Source organism: Streptomyces sp. HUAS YS2 (assembly GCF_033343995.1).
Lineage (GTDB): Bacteria > Actinomycetota > Actinomycetes > Streptomycetales > Streptomycetaceae > Streptomyces > Streptomyces solicathayae.
This window is the reverse complement of the sequence record NZ_CP137573.1, coordinates 7,828,951-7,847,004: the sequence shown is the minus strand read 5'-3', so window position 1 is coordinate 7,847,004 and position 18,054 is coordinate 7,828,951. Positions and strand designations below refer to the sequence as shown.

At 71.0% G+C, this 18,054-nt stretch carries 18 protein-coding genes and 1 tRNA gene; 10 read left to right on the top strand and 9 right to left on the bottom strand.

The window, feature by feature from the left end; translation table 11 throughout:
- Positions 1 to 26: 26 nt before the first annotated feature.
- Complete coding sequence (locus R2D22_RS35930) at positions 27 to 716, bottom strand: TetR/AcrR family transcriptional regulator (RefSeq protein ID WP_318109500.1); 690 nt, start codon at positions 714 to 716, stop codon at positions 27 to 29.
- 104 nt (positions 717 to 820) lie between these two features.
- On the opposite strand from R2D22_RS35930, the gene R2D22_RS35925 reads away from it, so the two are divergent.
- The 5 genes from R2D22_RS35925 to R2D22_RS35905 all read left to right on the top strand — a co-directional run bounded on the left by R2D22_RS35925 (position 821) and on the right by R2D22_RS35905 (position 5,412).
- Positions 821 to 1,432 carry a hypothetical protein gene (locus R2D22_RS35925; protein ID WP_318109499.1) on the top strand — a complete coding sequence of 204 codons (612 nt, stop codon included), beginning with the start codon at positions 821 to 823 and terminating at the stop codon, positions 1,430 to 1,432.
- Complete coding sequence (locus R2D22_RS35920; protein WP_318109498.1) at positions 1,429 to 2,385, top strand: NAD-dependent epimerase/dehydratase family protein; 957 nt, start codon at positions 1,429 to 1,431, stop codon at positions 2,383 to 2,385. The genes R2D22_RS35925 and R2D22_RS35920 overlap by 4 nt, the downstream gene beginning before the upstream one ends.
- 104 nt (positions 2,386 to 2,489) lie before the next feature.
- Positions 2,490 to 3,248 carry a MerR family transcriptional regulator gene (locus R2D22_RS35915; RefSeq protein ID WP_318109496.1) on the top strand — a complete coding sequence of 253 codons (759 nt, stop codon included), beginning with the start codon at positions 2,490 to 2,492 and terminating at the stop codon, positions 3,246 to 3,248.
- 286 nt (positions 3,249 to 3,534) lie between these two features.
- The gene (locus tag R2D22_RS35910) at positions 3,535 to 4,740 is read left to right on the top strand and encodes an RNA-guided endonuclease InsQ/TnpB family protein (RefSeq protein WP_318109495.1); all 1,206 of its coding nucleotides are present in this window, start codon (positions 3,535 to 3,537) and stop codon (positions 4,738 to 4,740) included.
- 69 nt (positions 4,741 to 4,809) lie between these two features.
- Positions 4,810 to 5,412: a LysE family translocator gene (locus tag R2D22_RS35905; RefSeq protein WP_318110183.1), complete on the top strand. Its 603-nt coding sequence runs from the start codon at positions 4,810 to 4,812 to the stop codon at positions 5,410 to 5,412.
- A gap of 74 nt (positions 5,413 to 5,486) precedes the next feature.
- Here R2D22_RS35905 and R2D22_RS35900 read toward each other — a convergent pair whose 3' ends face one another.
- Both R2D22_RS35900 and R2D22_RS35895 read right to left on the bottom strand, forming a co-directional pair.
- Complete coding sequence (locus R2D22_RS35900; protein ID WP_318109494.1) at positions 5,487 to 6,296, bottom strand: hypothetical protein; 810 nt, start codon at positions 6,294 to 6,296, stop codon at positions 5,487 to 5,489.
- A gap of 74 nt (positions 6,297 to 6,370) precedes the next feature.
- Complete coding sequence (locus R2D22_RS35895) at positions 6,371 to 7,546, bottom strand: MFS transporter (protein ID WP_318109493.1); 1,176 nt, start codon at positions 7,544 to 7,546, stop codon at positions 6,371 to 6,373.
- Between the two features lie 54 nt (positions 7,547 to 7,600).
- On the opposite strand from R2D22_RS35895, the gene R2D22_RS35890 reads away from it, so the two are divergent.
- Positions 7,601 to 8,344 (top strand): AraC family transcriptional regulator, encoded by a 744-nt coding sequence (locus tag R2D22_RS35890; RefSeq protein ID WP_318109491.1) that lies wholly within the window; start codon positions 7,601 to 7,603, stop codon positions 8,342 to 8,344.
- On the opposite strand, the gene R2D22_RS35885 is transcribed toward R2D22_RS35890, so the two are convergent.
- Positions 8,270 to 8,746, bottom strand: a complete 477-nt coding sequence (locus tag R2D22_RS35885; RefSeq protein WP_318109490.1) for a zinc-binding dehydrogenase — start codon at positions 8,744 to 8,746, stop codon at positions 8,270 to 8,272. The genes R2D22_RS35890 and R2D22_RS35885 overlap by 75 nt on opposite strands.
- Before the next feature lie 105 nt (positions 8,747 to 8,851).
- Here R2D22_RS35885 and R2D22_RS35880 point away from each other — a divergent pair, with 105 nt between their 5' ends.
- Both R2D22_RS35880 and R2D22_RS35875 read left to right on the top strand, forming a co-directional pair.
- Positions 8,852 to 9,850, top strand: a complete 999-nt coding sequence (locus R2D22_RS35880) for a hypothetical protein (protein WP_318109488.1) — start codon at positions 8,852 to 8,854, stop codon at positions 9,848 to 9,850.
- A 213-nt stretch (positions 9,851 to 10,063) separates the two neighbouring features.
- Positions 10,064 to 10,182: transfer RNA gene (locus R2D22_RS35875), tRNA-OTHER, on the top strand.
- Between the two features lie 61 nt (positions 10,183 to 10,243).
- Here R2D22_RS35875 and R2D22_RS35870 read toward each other — a convergent pair.
- Positions 10,244 to 11,197 carry a helix-turn-helix domain-containing protein gene (locus R2D22_RS35870; RefSeq protein ID WP_318109487.1) on the bottom strand — a complete coding sequence of 318 codons (954 nt, stop codon included), beginning with the start codon at positions 11,195 to 11,197 and terminating at the stop codon, positions 10,244 to 10,246.
- Positions 11,198 to 11,202: 5 nt separating this feature from the next.
- Positions 11,203 to 11,433 carry a hypothetical protein gene (locus R2D22_RS35865; RefSeq protein WP_318109485.1) on the bottom strand — a complete coding sequence of 77 codons (231 nt, stop codon included), beginning with the start codon at positions 11,431 to 11,433 and terminating at the stop codon, positions 11,203 to 11,205.
- A 724-nt stretch (positions 11,434 to 12,157) separates the two neighbouring features.
- Between R2D22_RS35865 and R2D22_RS35860 the strand changes: the two genes are divergently transcribed.
- Complete coding sequence (locus R2D22_RS35860) at positions 12,158 to 12,940, top strand: polysaccharide deacetylase family protein (RefSeq protein WP_318109484.1); 783 nt, start codon at positions 12,158 to 12,160, stop codon at positions 12,938 to 12,940.
- A gap of 51 nt (positions 12,941 to 12,991) precedes the next feature.
- Here R2D22_RS35860 and R2D22_RS35855 read toward each other — a convergent pair whose 3' ends face one another.
- Positions 12,992 to 14,167 carry a Cmx/CmrA family chloramphenicol efflux MFS transporter gene (locus R2D22_RS35855; RefSeq protein ID WP_318109483.1) on the bottom strand — a complete coding sequence of 392 codons (1,176 nt, stop codon included), beginning with the start codon at positions 14,165 to 14,167 and terminating at the stop codon, positions 12,992 to 12,994.
- A gap of 303 nt (positions 14,168 to 14,470) precedes the next feature.
- On the opposite strand from R2D22_RS35855, the gene R2D22_RS35850 reads away from it, so the two are divergent.
- Positions 14,471 to 14,812, top strand: coding sequence for a DUF5713 family protein (locus tag R2D22_RS35850; protein WP_318109482.1), 342 nt, complete (start codon positions 14,471 to 14,473; stop codon positions 14,810 to 14,812).
- Positions 14,813 to 14,917: 105 nt separating this feature from the next.
- Here R2D22_RS35850 and R2D22_RS35845 read toward each other — a convergent pair whose 3' ends face one another.
- Together R2D22_RS35845 and R2D22_RS35840 are read right to left on the bottom strand one after the other, a co-directional pair.
- Positions 14,918 to 17,266 carry an ABC transporter permease gene (locus R2D22_RS35845; RefSeq protein WP_318109481.1) on the bottom strand — a complete coding sequence of 783 codons (2,349 nt, stop codon included), beginning with the start codon at positions 17,264 to 17,266 and terminating at the stop codon, positions 14,918 to 14,920.
- The gene (locus tag R2D22_RS35840) at positions 17,263 to 18,051 is read right to left on the bottom strand and encodes an ABC transporter ATP-binding protein (protein WP_318109480.1); all 789 of its coding nucleotides are present in this window, start codon (positions 18,049 to 18,051) and stop codon (positions 17,263 to 17,265) included. Before R2D22_RS35840 ends, R2D22_RS35845 begins: the two co-directional genes overlap by 4 nt.
- Positions 18,052 to 18,054 lie beyond the last annotated feature (3 nt).

Sequence of the window (18,054 nt, the reverse complement as noted above, 5' to 3'; positions counted from 1 at the left end):
GTCCCGGGGCAGCCACCGCGGGCGGGTCAGTTGTTGGCCCGGGCCTCGATGCCGTCCAGGACGCGGTCGAGGCCCCACGTGTACTGCTCGTCGGAGACGAACTGCGCGATCGTGTCCGCCGCCTCGGCCGTGCGTGGGTAGTGGTCGGCGGGGACGGCGCGGAGGTTCTCGCGGCGGGTCGCGATCCGTTCGGTGATCGGCGGGGCCGGTTGGGGTGTGGGGAGTTCGGCAGCTTCCAGGGCGATCGCTCCGAGGACCTGGACGATCAGCAGGTACGAGGCGCGGGCCGCCTCGGTCGGGTCGAGGCCGGCGTCGGCGAGGACGGCGAGGAGTGCTTCGCCGAGTGCGAGGGCGTTCGGGCCGTCCATCGGACCGGACAGCAGCAGGTTGACCGCTCCGGGGTGGGCGAGCAGGCGCCCGCGCAGGTCGGTGGCGAGGGTGTGGATGCGGTCGCGCCAGGGGGTGTCGCGGCGGGTGAGGGCCGCGAGGTCGCTCTCGCCGAGCAGGTGCTCGACGACCGCGCCGACGACGGCGGCACGGTCCGGGAAGTAGGTGTAGACGGCGTTCGGGGCGAGTCCCAGTTCGGCGGCGATCCCCCGGATGCTCACCGCGTCGGCGCCGCGCGCGCCGAGTAGGCGGATGGCCGCCGCGACGACCTCGTCCTCGCCGACCGCGCGCTTGCGGCCCCGCTTCGCCGGTGGCGTGTGCTGTGCCATCCGTACGCCTCCTCGTTCATGTGGTGCGGCTGGGGGTCCTTGACGAATCATTTTTGCACGGCGTACATTATTTGCACAGCGTACAGAAATTGGAGGTGATCCCCATGCGCGTCCCCGTGCGCGTCCCCCTCCGCGGCCCTCGGAGCCCTGCCTGGCGTGCCTGGATCCGGTGGACGGCCGGATTCCTGGCGTTCCCCCTCGCCGGACTCGCCGGCCGCGCCGTGGCCGGTCCGGTCGACGACCCGACCAGCGCCCTGCTGGGCGGCGTGGTGACCGGGGCGGTGATCGGCGCCGGGCAGGCACTCGCCTCCTTCCGCCGACTCAGCCGGCCGCGGTGGGCCGCGGCCACCGCGGCCGGCAGCGGGCTCGGACTCCTGCTCGGCGCCGCCCTGTTCGGCTACCGCACCGACCTCGGCTCGCTCGCCCTCATGGGCGCCGCCGAGGGCGTCCTGCTCGGCGTGGCACAGGCCTGCGCCCTGCCGCACGCCGCCCGGCTACGGTGGCTCTGGGCGGCGGCGATGCCGGTGCTGTGGGCGGCGGGCTGGACGGTGACCACCCTCGCCGGAGTCGGGGTGGACGCGCGGTTCACCGTCTTCGGCGCCACCGGCGCCCTCACCTTCAGCGCCCTGTCCGGCGTCCTGCTCCACCGACTCCTTCCCGCCCCCGTTCCCGGCCGGAACACCGGCCCTCACTCCCTGCGCGAGGTCGCCGCATGAAGCACACCACCCCCCGCCACGTGATCTTCGGCTCCGGCGCCGTCGGCACCGCCGTCGCGGAGGCCCTGGTACGCCAGGGCGAGTCCGTCCGCATCGTCAACCGCTCCGGCCACGCCGACGTCCCCGACGGCGTCGAGGTCACCGCCGGCGACGCGGCCGACCCTGCGTTCACCACCGCCGTCGCGGCCGGCGCGGCCGTCGTCTACCAGGCACTCAACCCGCCCTACCACCGCTGGCAGCAGGAATTCCCCGCGCTCCAGGCCGGCGTCCTCGCCGCCGCCGAGGCAACCGGAGCCCGCATGGTCTCCATGGACAACGTCTACAGCTACGGACCGCCCGCGGGCCTGCCCTTCACCGAGGACACCCCCGACGCCGCGACCACCCGCAAGGGCAGGCTGCGCGGCCGCATGGCCCAGGACCTGCTCGCCGCGCACCGGGCCGGGCGCGTCGAGGTGGCGATCGGTCGCGCCTCCGACTACTTCGGACCCCGCGGCGGCGCCCAGTCCAACCTCGGCGACCTCGTCTTCCCCGCCCTCCTGGCGGGCCGTACCGCCACCGTCCTCGGCGACCCCGACCAGCCGCATACGTACACCTACATCCCCGACATCGGCGAAGGACTCGCCCTCCTTGGCACCCACCCCGAAGCCCCCGGCCGCATCTGGCACCTCCCCAACGACCCTGACACCCGCACCACCCGCGAACTCGTCCACCTCGCCCACGGCGCCACCGGCCGCCCGGGCACCCCCCGACTGCGGCGCATGCCGACGTTCGCGCTGTACGCGCTGGGCGCGGTGAACCGTACGGTCCGGGAACTCATCGAAATGCAGTACGAGTTCGCCGAACCGTTCGTCGTCGACTCCAGCCTCGTCCGAGACCGGCTCGGCGCCACCGCAACCCCGGTCGAAAAGGCACTGGAACAGACCGTGGCGGCCTACAGGACCGCCCGGAAATGAACCGCCCCTGCGTCTCGGGGTTGAAGTTGCCGTTGCGGCAGCTCCTACCGTCGTGACCAGGGCCGGAGACACCGGCCCGGCGACACACACGTGCAGGAGGCGTGATGGACTGGCCGATCGCGGAGGTGGCCCGGATGTCGGGCGTCACCGCCCGAACCCTGCGCCACTACGACGAGACCGGCCTACTGCCGCCGGCCCGGATCGGCGCCAACGGTCACCGCTACTACGAGGAGCGCCAGCTCCTGCGTCTGCAGCAGATCCTCGTGCTGCGGGCACTGGGCGTCGGGCTGCCGGAGATCGGCCGGATCCTGTCCGAACAGGTCGACGAGGTCGACGCCCTGCGCAGCCACCATCAGCGCCTCCTCGCGGAACGCGACCGGCTCGAAGCACTGGCCGGCACCGTCTCCCGCACGATCGCCGAACTGGAGCAGTCCAGGAAGGACGGCAAACCCGTGACCATCAACCGCCCGGAGAACCTCTTCGAAGGCGTGACACCCTCCCAGTACGAGGAGAACATGCGCGACTTCCCCGAGCTCGCCGAAGAGGTCGCACGACGCGCCGCCACGATGTCCCAGGCCGACGCCGACACCGCACACCGTCAGCGCACCGCGCAGATGATCCGGCTCGCCGAGCTCATGGCCGCGGGCCACCCGGCCGACGCCGCCCCGGTACAGGCCGAGATCGACGCCCAGTACCAGGCACTGACCGAACTGCGCGCCGTCACCGCCGAGGACTACCGGGCCATCGGACGCCACGTCGTCGACAACGAAACCTGGCGCGCCGCGTACGAGTCCATCGCACCCGGCCTGGCCGCCTACCAACGCGACGCCATCGAGGCCTACGCCACCACCCGGCTCAACTGACACACGGGCGCGACCGCCATCGGGGACAGACGCCGATGGCGGTCGCGCCACGTCAGGGCGAGCCTGCGCGTGCAGGAATCCACGGCCATGGGGAATGGGGAATTCGGCTGGAAGGGGGCCCGTGTTTGCATGAGCTTCGCCTGATTGCTCTCGGGATGCCCCCGGCTTCAGCCGGGGGAGGAACGAGTCTCCTGCGGAGCAGGGCATGGGGCAGGGATTGGCCATCAGGGCGGATCGCAGTGCACTGACCCGCGGGTTTGGTGTTCAGCTGGTGTCCCGCTAGTTTGTGAGCGTGACTACTGCGTGCGTGAAGCGGGCGTTCAAGTACCGCTTCTTTCCGACCGATGCGCAGGCGGCCGAGCTGTCGCGCACGTTCGGGTGTGTCCGCAAGGTCTACAACCTGGCTCTTGCCGCCCGTACCGAGGCGTGGGCCCGGCAGGAGCGGGTCAACTACAACCAGACGTCGGCGATGCTGACCGTGTGGAAGAAGACCGAGGAACTGGCTTACCTGGCAGAGGTGTCGTCGGTCCCGCTTCAGCAGTGTCTTCGGCACTTGCAGGCGGCGTTCACGAACTTCTTCGGCAAGCGGGCCAAGTACCCGCGGTTCAAGTCGAGGAAGAAGTCGCGGAAGTCGGCGGAGTACACCACCTCCGGTTTCCGCTTCCGCAAGGGTGAGCTGACTCTGGCGAAGATGAGCGAGCCGCTCGACATCGTGTGGTCGCGTCCACTCCCTGCCGGGGCGCAGCCGTCCACGGTGACCGTGTCGCAGGACAGTGCGGGCCGCTGGTTCGTCTCCCTGCTGTGCGACGACCCGTCCGTGAAGCCGCTCCCCGCCACCGACAAGGCGGTGGGGATCGACGTCGGCCTGAACCGCCTGCTGACTCTCTCGACCGGCGAGAAGATCGCCAACCCCCGGCACGAACGCCGCGACCGCGCACGGCTCGCCAAGGCCCAGCGGGCTCTGGCGAAGAAGGCCAAGGGCGACGGGGCCAACCGGGCCAAGGCCCGGCGGAAGGTCGCCAAGATCCACGCCCGTATCGCCGACCGCAGGCGGGACACCCTGCACAAGCTGACCACCCGACTCGTGCGTGAGAACCAAACGCTCGTGATCGAGGACCTGACCGTGCGGAACATGGTCAAGAACCACACACTCGCCCGAGCCATCTCGGACGCGAGCTGGAGAGAGTTCCGCTCCCTGCTGGAGTACAAAGCCGCCTGGTACGGGCGGGAAGTGATCGCGGTCGACCGTTTCTTCCCCTCCTCCAGGCTGTGCTCCCACTGCGGCGCACTGCGGGAGAGGATGCCGCTCAGCGTCCGTACCTGGACGTGTGACGGCTGCGGGACGGTCCACGACCGGGACGTGAACGCGGCGAAGAACCTTCTGGCGGCCGGGCTGGCCGTGACAGTCTGTGGAGCCGGTGTAAGACCTCAACGGAGAACTCCGGGCGGGCAGTCGGCGATGAAGCAGAAAACCCCACGGCGCGAGCCGTAGGAATCCCCCTCACTCATCAAGGGAGAGGAAGTCAAGGTGTCTACCGATCGTTTACTCGCCTTCGCGGCCATGTCGTTCCTGCTGATCGTGATTCCCGGTCCCAGCGTGCTCTTCGTGATCGGGCGGGCGCTGGCGCAGGGGCGCCGCGCCGCGCTGACCACGGTTGCGGGGAACACGCTCGGGGCCTACGTGCTGATCGTGGCCGTGGCCCTGGGGGTTGGGGCAGTCGTCGAGCGTTCCGTACTCGTCTTCACGGTGCTCAAGCTGGCCGGTGCCGCCCACTTGGTGTTCCTCGGCGTCAAGGCATGGCGTGAGCGTGGGTCGTTGCAGGCAGCGGTCTCCGGGGTGGAGGCCGCGCAGGGTGGGCTGCGGACGTTCTGGGAGGGGTTCGCGGTCGGCGTGACCAATCCCAAGACCATCGTGTTCTTCGCCGCCGTGCTGCCGCAGTTCGTCGATCGGGGTCAGGGAAGCGTCGCCGTGCAGATGCTGGTGTTGGGCCTGGTCTTCAACCTCATCGCCATCGCGTCCGACATGGTGTGGGGACTGGCCGCGGCCACGGCCCGGGACTGGTTCGCACGCTCACCGCAGCGGCTTTCCGTGGTCGGTGGGATCGGCGGGCTCACCATGATCGGGCTCGGCGTCACCATCGCCACCACAGGGCGCAAGGACTGAACACCGCCCGCCAGTACCCCTGACGGAGCCGCCACGAGCCGGCGCCCCGACCTCGGGGGCGGCGCTCCGCCGTGTCAGTCCCCGCCGCCGCCCCCGCCCGGCGCCGACCTCTCGTGGTGCACCATCGGCGCGATGATCAGCCACAGCCCGGCGAGGCCGGCCAAGAAGCCGGGCATCTGCTCGTTTCCGTCGGAGAAGGCGGCGGTCCACGGATGCCGGTCGCCGATCAGGAACGGCGCGGCGAGCAGCGCGGGCAGCGTGTACACCGTCACGCGCCAGAGCGCGCCCCACGGCGACCAGCACGCCACGTGGCTCTGCTCCCGACCCGTGACGCAGGCCCAGGCGACGATGCCGCCCACGCCGCCACCGAGCCCGAGCAGCGGGAGCGTGACCCACCACCGGAGCCGCTCCGCGGCCCCCGGATCGTCGACCGAGGCCAGGGCGAGCGCCAGTGCGGAAACGCCCAGGAAGGAGAAGAGCAACACCAGGACCGTGACCGCCGGCCACCAGTCCTCGCCGCCCGGCCAATGGGACGGGCTCGGTCCACGCGGCCTGGTACGCCGACGGCGCACGCTCCCCCACCTGCGGCTCCCCCACCCGCGGCGCTCCCGCCGGTCCATGACCGTGACCCGCAGCCACCACCGTGCCGCGAACAGGACCAGCACCCACACCACCGCGCACCCGAAGGCCACTTGGCCCAGCGCGATCACCACCGGGCTCGCCGGCGCCGACGGCCGCCACCAGGCGAGCGCCACGGCCGCCATGGCCGCGAGCATCGCCGCGCTCCCGAACCCGCGCGCCGTCCCGACGAACCCCAGGAAGACCCGCCGCTTCCGCCGCTCGCCCTCGAGCGGACCAGCCACCTCGTACAGGTTGACGAACATCAATCCCACCCCCGGCCGGATCCTAGAACGCCCCCACACCTTCGTCGCCGAAGAGTGCGCCGGCTCACTCGGGTTCAGGCGTCCTGTCGTACGGGTGCGGCGGACTGGGGCTCGACGGCAGCGGGTTCGGGCAGGGTGCGGAAGAGCAGCCAGCTCAGGGTGGGCATGGCGATCAGGGGGGCCAGGGCCGTCTGCAGGGAGGTGGAGTCGGCGAGGCGTCCCAGCAGGGGGCTGACGAGGCCGCCGATGCTGACGGCGAGGCCGAGGGTGACGCCGCTGGCGGTGCCGATGCGGGAGCGCAGGTAGTCCTGGCCGAGGGTGACCTGCAACGAGAACGGGACGTACAGGCCGGCGGACGTGAGCGCCACGAACAGGAACATGGCCGGTCCTGGCACGAAGACCACCCCCGCGACGGCGACGATCGAGATCAGGTACGACCAGCCCGAGACGCGGACGCGGTCGTAGCGGTCGGCCAGGGATCCGCCGAGGACCGAGCCGACGGCGCCGCCCAGGAAGAGCAGGAACAGGGCGACGCTTCCCGCGGTGGTGCTGCCCTGCATGCGCTGCTGGGCGTACAGGGAGATGAAGGTGCTCAGGCCGGTGAAGACGATCGAGCGGAATACCACCGCCAGGGACAGCTTCACGAACGAAGCGACGTCGTCGGCGCCCTCGACCGGCGACGTCTTGGAGGTGCCGGCCCGCTGCCCGTCGAGCATCCGGAGCACCGGCACGCACAGGGCGGCACCGACCAGGGCGGGCAGGACGAGTACCGGTGTCCAGTGCAGCGAGCCGTGTCCGACCGCGATCGACACCATGATCGGGGCGAGCGCGAAGCCGATGTTGCCGCCGAGGGAGAACCAGCTCATCGCACTGTGGCTGCCCCGGCTCGCCAGCCGGGCCACACGGGCGGACTCGGGGTGGTACGCGGCGACACCGATCCCGGAGATCGCGACGAAGACCAGGGTGAGCCCGTACGAGCCGCTCAGGCCGCTCAGCGCGATGCCCACGCCGCCCAGCAGGGTGCTGACCGGCAACAGCCACGGCATCGCCCGCCGGTCCGTGAGCGCGCCGAACAGCGGCTGGGCCACGGACGACAGCAGGGACGCGGCCAGCACGATGCCGGAGGCGACGGCGTAGCCGTAGTCACGCTCGGCCACGAAGAACGGGATCAGCGCCGCGACGGCGCCCTGGTAGATGTCGACGCAGGCGTGGCCCACGGCCAGCAGAGTGATCGGTGTGTTCCTTCGCATCCGCCCATGCTGGAAGACACAGCCGGTGTCCCGCTTTCGATAGATTGCCAACTAATGCAGAAAATCCGCCACACCCCCGTCGCACCGACCCGGACCCAACGTCTCGCGTCCGGCAGCGAGATCGACGCCCACCGGCACGACGACCACCAGATCGCCTACGCCAGCCAGGGCACCATCGCCGTCACCACCGACGCCGGCTCCTGGGTCGCCCCCGCCACCCGCGCGATCTGGATCCCGGCGGGCACCGTGCACCACCACCAGGCCCACGGCGAACTCGACCTGCATCTCGTCGGCCTGCCCGCCACGGAGAACCCCCTGGGCCTCGACAAACCGGCCGTCCTCGCGGTGAGCCCCCTCCTGCGCGAACTCATCGTCGCCTACACGCGTACGCCGGAGGACGACAGCCCGCCCCGCCGGCGCCTGCGGGCCGTCATGCTCGACCAGCTCAGCATCTCCCCCGAGCAGCCACTGCACCTGCCGACACCCACCAGCCCCCTGCTCCGCGAACTGCGCGACATCCTCGTCGCCGACCCGGCGGACAACCGCTCCCTCGACGAACTCGGCCGTCAGATCGGCGCCAGCGCCCGCACGCTCTCCCGCCGCCTGCGCGACGACCTCGGCCTGACGTACCGCCAATGGCGCACCCAGATCAGGCTCCACCACGCGCTGATCCTCCTGGCCGACCACACCCCCGTCACCACGGTCGCCCACCGATGCGGCTGGTCATCCGCCAGCACCTTCATCGACGTCTACCGCCGCACCTTCGGCCACACCCCCGGCTCCTGCCCCACCGCCTGACGCGTGACCAAGGCCCGCGCTGGGATTGGGGAATTGGACGGCGTGTGGCGGCCGGATGAGTACCTTGCCGCGGATCCGGCCGGCCTGGCCGAGGCGGTGGACGTCGGCGATCGACACGATCCGCCCGCCCCGCCGTACCAACGGCACCAGAGCTGCGGCGTCCTGCGGGCTCAACGGGACCAGGTTGAACAGGATGTCGACCTGGCGGCCGTCGAGGGCGGCAGTCACCGGTCGGGCGGTGTAGTCGATGACGTGATCCGCCTCCTGCCGCAGGACCGCTGCGGTACTCCAGGGACCGGCCGTGGCGATCACCTCGGCCCCCGCGTACTTGGCAAGTTGCGTGACGAAGCCGCCGGCACCGCCGCGCGCACCGTTGACCAGCACCCGCAGGCCCGTCTCCACCTTGCCGTGTTCGAGCGCTGAACCGGAGCGGCCACATGTCGGCTCTGGACGGGCCTGCTCGAAATCCGTTCGCGGGGCGGATTCTCGGCCACGTACGGTCTGCTCATGATCAGGACCACGCCGGCCAGACCGGTCTCCGTGGAAGCCGTCTTTCCGGACCTGGCCGCCTATCGGAGCCGGACGACCCGGCTGCACCCGCGGCCTGGGCGGCCCGGCATGCGCGACAGTCACGTCGGTGGGCCGATGCTGTGGCCGGACGGTGAACCCTGGCCGGTCTGCCGCGAGCGCCACAACCCCGAGACCGAGGGGTATCTGCCGGACGAGTTCCGCCGCGCCCGGGCCGCGGACGAGTGGCCGCGGAGCCAGGCGTGGCCCGGCGGCGCCGGGACGCCCGGGGAGGACGGGCCCGTGCCGTTCATGGGGCTCGCTCAGATCTTCCGCCGGGACGTCCCGGGCCTGGCCGCCGGGCCCGACGGTGCGGACCTGGTGCAGCTCTTCCGCTGCCCGTTCGCCCACAGCCCGTACCTGGACCGTCGCTACCACTTGCGGTGGCGCCACGCGGCAAAGACCGAGCACGCTGATCGCTTCCTCGCCGCCACGCCCGAAGTGCCGCTGCTGCGCTGGGAGCACGAACTGCCCGAGCCGTGCGTCCTGCATCCCGAAGAGGTGGACACCTACCCGTGGGCCGAGGACGACACGCTGCCCGCCCCGCTCATCGCTCTCATCGACTCCTGGGACGACGCACAGGCAGCGGAGCACGGCCCCGACGCCCCCAACTACCAGTCCGACCTCTCGATCCCGCCCGGGTGGCGGGTCGGCGGCTATCCCAGCTGGGCGTCGACGGGCCCGATGTCCATCGACTGCGCGTCTTGCGCCACCCCCATGCGACTGCTGCTGACGGCCGGCGGCGAGGAGATGGACGCCGGCTCGCACAGTTGGATGCCGCTGGAGGACCGGGACCCGTCCCTGCGGGGGCTGGCATCGGTCAAGGGCGGCTGGTCCGTTGCCCAGCCCACTCGGCTCCGCTTCGGCCGGGACCGTGACCTGCACGTCTTCACCTGCCCGGCCAACCCGGGGCACCCGCCCCAATGGGTGCTCTCCTAGGGACGGTTCGGGGGTGCCGTCGCGGCACCGGTCAGGCCCTGCGACGGCGGCGGGCCAGTCCGGAGGAGTGAGCGAGCCCGGGCGCGACCTGCCCGGCCCGCAGCGGCCCGCCCCGCCCCGCGAGACATCGTGTCCCCGAAAAGGAGTACGTCGGCACAGGACACTGTCTCTACCCTGGCTCGCAGCGGGAAGGCGCGTATTCCCGTAGGTTGCGGTGCCGTGGCAGAGCGGCCCATTGCGATCGTCGTGGGCGAGGTTCCGCTCACGGCGACAGACAGGGACGGGGCGGGCCTGCCCCTGACTGTCCGCGGGTTCGAATCCCGTCGGCACCGCAGCCGGCCCGGACTCGTCCCCGTCCCACCGAAGTCGACTCGTCAGGCCGGAAATCCGGAATCACGAAAGGTCATCGGCTGCTCCCCCCGTCCCGTGCCGCGAGACGGTGAATCGGGGGCCTCGGTGCTTGGGCAGTCTGTAGCGGCGGGGTGAGCGGATGGGCAGTCCTCGCGCGGTGTAGCCCTTGGGGGGATTGGGGCGTTGGGGTCCGCCGACCAGGGGTCTGTCCAGGGCGTCGCCTTCCAGGACGAGCTCGGTGGCGTCCTGCATGACCGACCGCACGATGATCCTGCCCCGGGGTGTCTCGGCCTGTGCTGTGGGCGGGTTGACAAGGAAGGTTTCTGTCCGGTCCGCCGTCAGGCGCCGGTTGTGGTGTCGGGCGGCCGGGGCGCGCGGGTGTCGCTGCATGACGCGGTCCCAGGCCTGCTCCCACATGGCGACACGCTGGGCGGAGAGCCCGAGGGCCTGGGTGAATGCCGTGATGTGCGCGCGCTGGGGAACGGCCGCGCCCCTCAGGACGACGCTCAGGCTGCTCTTCGGGAGGCGGTGGCGGCCGTCGCCGCACCGTCCTGCCCGGTCCTGCAGGTAGCCGAGCGAGGGCTGCCCCTCCGTGGCACGCAGCTGGATCATGGCGCGGCGCAGCTGGTCGAGCGTCTCTATGAAGTGGGGGTGCGACAGATGCCGGTCGATCGAATCGGCCAGGTCTTCGAACTCCTCCGCCTTGCCCGTGCCGCGAAGTTGGCCCTCGGCTGCTTTGCGTGCCGCCTTCCACAGCTTGAGGGCGTCGGTCTCGTCCGCGTCGCAGGCTCGGGCGTACGCCGTGACCAGCCTGCGGGAGGGAACGGCCCGCCCGCTGGCACCGCGGGAGAACATCGAGGCGGTGAACTCGTAGCCGACCTTGCTCGCCATGGCCGCGTAGGTCAGGCCGCTGCGCCGGCGCTGGGCTCGTAGCCACTGCGCCAGCGCCTCGGCCTGCCGTGTGGTCGCGGCGACGGCATTCTCCTGCCGCCCCATGCGGGTCAGGCGGCTTCAGAGGGCCGCTGAGAGGCGGAACGCAGTGCGATGACGGAGCGACAGGCGACGTACAGTGCACCGGCGATGAACTCGAGGGCGCCGATCGTCGGCAGTCCGTACGCGGCCAGCGCTGCCGCGGCGATGACGACGACAACGACGATGAGGAGCTCACCGGGAGTGAGCGCTCGATCCGGCACAGGTCCACCGGTGTCACGGGACGGGGGGACTAGACGCATGGACAACTCCCTTGAATATGTTGACTGGTCGTGGCTGCACTCTGATCGGCCGAGTAGGATTCCAGTCCTGTCGTCAGCCGGTGAGATCCTCTCACCGGCGCCGCGGCCATCACAATCTGTCGCCACTCTCAGCGGGGATTTGATACGCGGGCGTTCAGCGCGAAATGGCCGTCTCGGACCGATCGGTGGCTGATCTCGTGCCCACGCGACGCAAAGCCTCAGGTCACAGCGTTCGGCCCAGATCTTTCATTCATTTCCGTCTAGAGCGCATTGCCTTCAGGGCACCCGCGATGCCACTCTCCTAGCCACACGCTCCCTGGCGTCGTGGCTGCACCATGAAACAGGGCTTGGGTATCCCGTGTTCCAGCACGGCGCCCGCGGGGTGGCTGCTCAAATTGAGCAGCCACCCTTCTGTCGTTCGGAACGTGAGCGCGTGGGACCGGCCGGCATCGGAGCTTGTGGGCGGCTGACACTTCCCAGCGACCAGGCGAAAGACGCCCGTCCACTAGACGGCACGGGGGTGCCGGTGGACACTCTGGCGGGGCGGGATCGGGTCGAGCGGCGTAGTTCCGGCTGCTGCTCGCGGATGGTTGTCCGTGAACGCTCCCGAAATTGTCCGTGGTCGGTAACAGCCGCATCCCCTGGCCGCCAAGCGTCGTCCTGACAGGTGGTCGCACCGCGACCAGGGGCCGGTGGGGCACTGCGGGAGAGAGTGGGGGCGGACATGGCGCGGCACGGTGCTGGGCGGGGCTGGTACGGCAAGCTGGTCGGGGCGGCGCTCGGGGTGACGATCCTGGCGACCGGCGCGTCGGTGTGGACCGCGCAAGCCGGCCCCACGAGCGACGCTCCGCCGAAGGCGAAAGCGCCGGCCACGCCGGCCACGCCAGGGGTTGTCGTCAAGCCGGTCGACGTGTCCATCGCGCACGCCTCCGACGCGGGACCGCAGGGCATCAACATCACCATCGACGACGGCCCGGACCCCGTCTGGACCCCCCAAGTACTCGCTGTGCTACGCGAGTACGACGTTAAGGCCACGTTCTGCATGGTCGGGACGCAGGCCCAGGCCCACCCGGACCTCGTGAAGAAGGTCGTCGCGGCCGGACACCGTCTGTGCAACCACTCCGTGTCGCACAACACCGCCATGGACAAGGCCTCCCAGGCGTACCAGAAGCAGCAGATCCTCGACGCGGAAGCCATGATCACCAAGGCGTCCGGAGGCGTACGGCCCGTCTACTACCGCGCACCCGGCGGAGCGTTCACCCCCTACAGCCGCACGCTCGCCGCCGGCCGAGGCATGCGCCCCCTCGGCTGGAACGTCGACACCAAGGACTTCGAGCGTCCCGGCACCGTCGCCATCGTCGCCACCGTCGAACGGGAACTCCCCAACGGACCGACCCTCCTCTTCCACGACGCCGGCGGCGACCGCTCCCAAACCGTCGAAGCCCTGCGGACACTCCTGCCCCGACTCAAGGAACAGGGCCACACCTACGGCTACCCCGTCCGCTAGCTGCTGCCGGCCTTCGTCGTCCCTCGATGGTCAAGGGGGCGTTCGCGTGCGTCACCGGAGCGCCTCGCTCCGACCCGCTGCGATCACACCGCGCAAGGGGAACGCGACGAGGAGCGCGACCAGGACGAGGAGTCCGCTTGCCCACAGCGGCCCGAGGTTCCCGGCTGCCGTGCCGAGGGTCGTCGCGGCGATGAGGGGTCCGACGGCAGCGCCGACGTTGAGCGCGGCAGTCGCGTAGGAGCCGGCCATGGTGGGCGCTGCCGCCGCCTCGTAGAGGACCCGCGTGATCAGCGTGCTGCCCAGCGCGAACGACAGCGCGCCCTGGACAAACACGAGGGCGAGCAGCGCCACCGGCTTGTCGGCCAGCACGGCCAGGGCCGGCCAGCCGATGAGCAGCAGCGGACCTCCGACCGCGATGACCGGGCCGGGGTGCTGGTCGGAGAGCCGGCCGGCGACGGTGACCCCGGCGAAGGATCCGGCACCGAAGAGCACCAGGGCGACGGAGATCCACAGCTCTTCCAGCCCGGCGGTGTCGGTCACGACGGGGGCGAGGAAGGTGAAGCCGGCGAAGGTCGCCGCGTTCACCACGGCGCCGAGCAGCATGATCAGGAGCAGCCGCGGCCTTTTGAGCTGCGCGAGTTCCGATCGCAGGGCCGGCCCGTCAGCAGCAATCTTCTGCACGCGTCGCGCCGGGATGCCTTTGACGATGCCGATGGCTGCAGGCAGGCAGAGAGCCGCGACGGCCCAGAAAGTGGCCCGCCAGCCGAGCAGCGTGCCGAGCACCGATCCGCCCGGGACACCGGCGACCGTGGCCACCGTGGTGCCCGACAGCAGCACGGCGAGCGCGCATCCCTTCTTGTCGGGCGAGACCAGCGTGGTGGCGGTCGTCAGCGCCACGGCGAGGAACCCCGCGTACGCGAGTGCTGCGGCCACCCGCGTCATGACCAGGACCGGGAAGCTGAAGGTCGCCGCGCCCACGACGTGGGCTGTCAGGAACACGAGGACGAACCCCAGGAGGCTGGACCGTCCGGGCCAGTTGCGGGCAAGCCCGGCCATGAGCGGGGCACCGACGATCATCCCGATCGCGAAGGCCGAGGTGAGCATGCCTGCTGTCCCGACTGTCACGTCGAGGTCCGAGGCGATGTCCGGCAAGAGGCCGGCGAGCATGAATTCCGAGGTGCCCATGGCGAAGACCGCCACGGCGAGCAGATACAGCGGGAGAGGCATCGAGTGGCTCCGAGGTGAGGAGAAGCACGAGAAGGTCATCTCGTCACCGCGGTCAGCCCCCAGGGGCTCACTCGTCCGGCCGCAGAACGCGGCGAGACGGCAGGACTACGAACTCAGTGGTTCAGGGGGCTGACGGCGTGACCGAAAGCCCCCAACGTGTCTGACTCAGGACTCGACATGGCCCGCATGGTACCCGACCAAGAGTCCTGCTCGCGTTGCCTCTGGCGCCCATTGAGGGGTGTCGTTGTCAGTGGTGCTCTGCATGATCGGCACGTCATGATTTCGCGGAAATAGGGAAGTGCCATGGCGATCACCAACCAGCAGGTAGTTGGACGCGCGTTCCTGCGGGAGATGTACGACGACTTGTACTTCCCTGATCACGTGGTTGACCAGGGGAAGGCGATCCTGCTGCGGCTGTGCGAGCGCATTGAGGACAAGCGGCCGTCGGACCTGGAGAGCCTGTATGCACTCACCCAGGCTGCGACGGAGGAGTTCAACCTGCTGGACAGGGAGTTCGTAGCGGCCGGGAGCGAGATCGAGACGGTCGCGCGGGAATGCATCTGTGACGAGTTCTGCTTCGTCGCGTCCGTGTACGGGTTCACGGACGCGGATGCGGAGGTGCTGACCTCCGGCCGGGACTGGTGAACGAGGACGGGAAGGCCACCGCCGGTCAAAGCCATACGTTGCATGCCCGGGGGCGGGCCCCGACCCCCTGCCGCATGGTGTGGCGGGGGGAGGCCGGGGGTGTTGCTACTCCGTGCGTAGGGCGGTGGCGGTTTGGGAGCGGGCGGCCCAGGTGGCGGGGAGGAGGGCTCCCAGTGTGGCGATGAGTAGGCCGCCCAGGGTGAGGGGGAGGAGTTCGGGCGTGTGGTAGACGGCGAGGACCGGCTCGGGGAGGCGGAGGCCGGCGCTTGCGGCCATGGCGGGCATGACCCAGCCGTGCAGGGTTACGCCCAGGGGCACGCCCACCGCGCCCGCGGCCAGGCCGGTTGCGACGACCGGGGTGAGGACCATCGCGATGGTCTGGCGTGGGGTCATGCCGAGGGCCTTGTGGACGCCCAGTTCCCGGACGCGTTCGCGGGTGTCGAGGAGTACGCCGTTGAGCACGCCGAGCGCGGCGACGGCCACGAGCATCAGGGTCAGGGTGGCGGACAGTGCGTTGAGGGTGACGACCATGTCGCCGCCGGCGCGGAGTCCGCCGGTCTGGGCGGTGGCTCCCAGAGGGGTGAGGTTCTTGTTCAGTCGGTCGACGTAGGCCGCGGTGTCGGTGCCTGGCTTCACCGCGATGTGGTGGCTCGTCTCCGTCAGGTCGGGGTGTGCGGGCGTGAGGGTCGCGATGTCGGTGAAGACCTGCATGCCGTCCCTGCGGGGGTCGAGGACCTCTCCGACGATGCGGACCTTGACCGATTCGGAAAGGCCGCTGATGGTGACGGTGTCCCCGACGCGGGTGCCGGTGGCGGCCAGGAACGGCGTCGGGACCACGGCCTCGCCGGGCCGCTCGATCCAGCGGCCCGCGACCATCGCGTAACCGCCCCACGAGGCGTCGCCGGTGAAGGCGATCACGTCGACGATGCCGGTCAGGCCGGGGAGGTTCGCCCGTACCGTCGCGGCGCTGTAGTACTTCCCGGTGTCGGGGGCGGCCTTGACGGCCGCGGCGACCGCGGCGGGATCCGCCTTGGGCTGCTTCCCTCGGTCGGGGCCGGGGAAGCCGAGGTCCGGCGGGGGTGCCGGGACCGTGACATCGGCAACGTCGTGCGCCTTGGCCTTCATGACCTCGCCGAGGGAGGCGCTCATCCCCACCGTGAACGTGACGGCGATGGCTCCGAACAGGACCGCCGTTCCCATGGCCAGCGCGCGTGCGGGGCGCGCGAACGGGCGGGCCAGGCCCAGCGCGAGTGGCTGCGGCACGGGCAGCCGTCCGGCCAGGCGGGCAGCCCACCGGCCGCGCCCCGCCGACGCGTTGCGGCCGACGGCGAGCGCGTCCACGGTACGCAGCCGCCCGGCCCGCCATGCGCACGCACACGAAGTCGCCGCCACCAGGCCCAGCACCCCGGCGATCACCGCCAGGTCGACCCACGGGGCAATCGCCAGGGAAGACGCGCCGTAGACCTCCTCGGTCTCCGCCAGTACGGGGACGGCCAACAGGTGACCGGCGAGAACCCCCAGTGCGGTGCCGACCCCGGCCGGGATCAGCGCCTGGACGACGTAGGCCCGTACGACCTGGGCCGGGGTGAAACCGACGGCCTTGAGGATGCCGATCCGGCGCGTGGCGGCGCCGACGGCCGAGGCGACGATGTTGCCCACCATGAGCACCGACATGACCAGTCCCAGGGCGCCGAACGCGACGAGGAACGGGACGTACAGGGCGGTGTCGCGCTCGGCGGATTTCCTGGCGGTCAGCCAGGACTGACGGCCGACTTCCGCTCCCGGCGCCAGGGATCGCGTCACCGCCTTACCGGCCGCGGTGACCTGCCCGGCGGTGTCCGCGGCGGTCAGGCGGTAGTGCATCTGGAAGCCGCCGGTGCCGGGTGCGGTGAGCGCCGGCATCTGGGACGGCACCACCCAGGCGTCGGCCGTCTGCGTGACCGAGCGGGCCACTCCGACCACCGTGAGCGCCGGATCGCCGGGGAGACCAGGAACGGTGATCTTCGTTCCCGTGATCGGGGGGAGCGGGGAGCCGGTGGAGAGCGCGATCTCGCCGGGGCGCGCGGGCCACCGTCCGTCGATGAGCGTCACCTCGTCCACGTCCCGACCCTGATCTCCGCGGCCGACCACGGTCATCGGCCACCCGGGGCCCGCCCCGTCCGTCCGGGGGGCGACCGTCGCGGTACGGAACGGACCGGCCGCGTGGCTGACCCCTTCGGCGTCCCTGGACTTCGCCAGCTGTCCGGCGTTCACCTTGCTCGCGTCGAACTGGATGGACAGGTGCGCGCCGTGCTGCCTGGCGAACGCGTCGTCGAAGGGCGCGTCGGAGACCACCAGCAGCGTTCCGCCGAGCACGGAGGCGGCCACCGCCATCATCGTGGTGAGCCCGATCACCAGTGTCTGCACCCGGCGTCGGCCCAGCCCCGAGCGCACCACCTTGCCGAGCGCGCTCACCGGCCGGCCTCCGGGGCCACGGCGGCCTGTCCCTGCGTCTGGACCTGCGCCTGCACCTCTGCCTGCGTCTGCCCCTGCGCATGAACGGCCGGGCCGACAACGGCCCGCGGCCCGGCGTCCTCCGTGATCCGGCCGTCCGCGATCCGGACCGTCCGGTTGGTGCACGACCGGGCCAGAGCCAGATCGTGGGTGACGACGACGATGGTCTGGCCCTGGGCGTTGAGGTCGGTGAGCAGCCTGCTGACGTCCTGTCCGGCGGCCGTGTCCAGGGCCCCGGTCGGCTCGTCGGCCAGGAGCAGCGCCGGCCGGTTCATGAGTGCCCGGGCCACCGCGACGCGCTGGCGCTCGCCGCCGGACAACCGGCCCGGATAAGCGTGGGCGTGCCGGCCGATGCCGAGGCTGTCCAGGAGTTCCGCCGCCCGCCGGTCGGCCTCGCCGCGTGCCATGCCCGCGAGCCGTGCGGGCAGGACGACGTTGTCGGTGACGGTCAGGTCGTCGAGCAGGTTGAAGAACTGGAAGACCATGCCGATCGTCGACCGCCGGTAGCGGGCCGATCCGGCCTCGCCCAGCTGGTCCACTCGTACGCCGTCGACGGTGACGGTCCCCGCGTCCGGCCGGTCCAGGCCCGCGATCAGGTTGAGCAGCGTGGACTTGCCGCTGCCGGAAGGGCCGAGGACCGCGACCGCCTCGCCCGGCCGCACGGTCAGCGTCGCGTCGTGCAGTGCGGGTGGGCCGTCGTCGTACCGTCGGCTCACGTCGCGTAGTTCGATCACCGGCATGGTCATGAG

Excerpts from the sequence above, each read along its gene's own strand:
- R2D22_RS35930 (WP_318109500.1), bottom strand. The coding sequence starts at position 716 with ATGGCACAGCACACGCCACCGGCGAAGCGGGGCCGCAAGCGCGCGGTC.
- R2D22_RS35925 (WP_318109499.1), top strand. The coding sequence starts at position 821 with ATGCGCGTCCCCGTGCGCGTCCCCCTCCGCGGCCCTCGGAGCCCTGCC.
- R2D22_RS35920 (WP_318109498.1), top strand. The coding sequence starts at position 1,429 with ATGAAGCACACCACCCCCCGCCACGTGATCTTCGGCTCCGGCGCCGTC.
- R2D22_RS35915 (WP_318109496.1), top strand. The coding sequence starts at position 2,490 with ATGGACTGGCCGATCGCGGAGGTGGCCCGGATGTCGGGCGTCACCGCC.
- R2D22_RS35905 (WP_318110183.1), top strand. The coding sequence starts at position 4,810 with ATGTCGTTCCTGCTGATCGTGATTCCCGGTCCCAGCGTGCTCTTCGTG.
- R2D22_RS35900 (WP_318109494.1), bottom strand. The coding sequence starts at position 6,296 with ATGTTCGTCAACCTGTACGAGGTGGCTGGTCCGCTCGAGGGCGAGCGG.
- R2D22_RS35895 (WP_318109493.1), bottom strand. The coding sequence starts at position 7,546 with ATGCGAAGGAACACACCGATCACTCTGCTGGCCGTGGGCCACGCCTGC.
- R2D22_RS35890 (WP_318109491.1), top strand. The coding sequence starts at position 7,601 with ATGCAGAAAATCCGCCACACCCCCGTCGCACCGACCCGGACCCAACGT.
- R2D22_RS35880 (WP_318109488.1), top strand. The coding sequence starts at position 8,852 with ATGATCAGGACCACGCCGGCCAGACCGGTCTCCGTGGAAGCCGTCTTT.
- R2D22_RS35870 (WP_318109487.1), bottom strand. The coding sequence starts at position 11,197 with ATGGGGCGGCAGGAGAATGCCGTCGCCGCGACCACACGGCAGGCCGAG.
- R2D22_RS35865 (WP_318109485.1), bottom strand. The coding sequence starts at position 11,433 with ATGCGTCTAGTCCCCCCGTCCCGTGACACCGGTGGACCTGTGCCGGAT.
- R2D22_RS35860 (WP_318109484.1), top strand. The coding sequence starts at position 12,158 with ATGGCGCGGCACGGTGCTGGGCGGGGCTGGTACGGCAAGCTGGTCGGG.
- R2D22_RS35855 (WP_318109483.1), bottom strand. The coding sequence starts at position 14,167 with ATGCCTCTCCCGCTGTATCTGCTCGCCGTGGCGGTCTTCGCCATGGGC.
- R2D22_RS35850 (WP_318109482.1), top strand. The coding sequence starts at position 14,471 with ATGGCGATCACCAACCAGCAGGTAGTTGGACGCGCGTTCCTGCGGGAG.
- R2D22_RS35840 (WP_318109480.1), bottom strand. The coding sequence starts at position 18,051 with ATGACCATGCCGGTGATCGAACTACGCGACGTGAGCCGACGGTACGAC.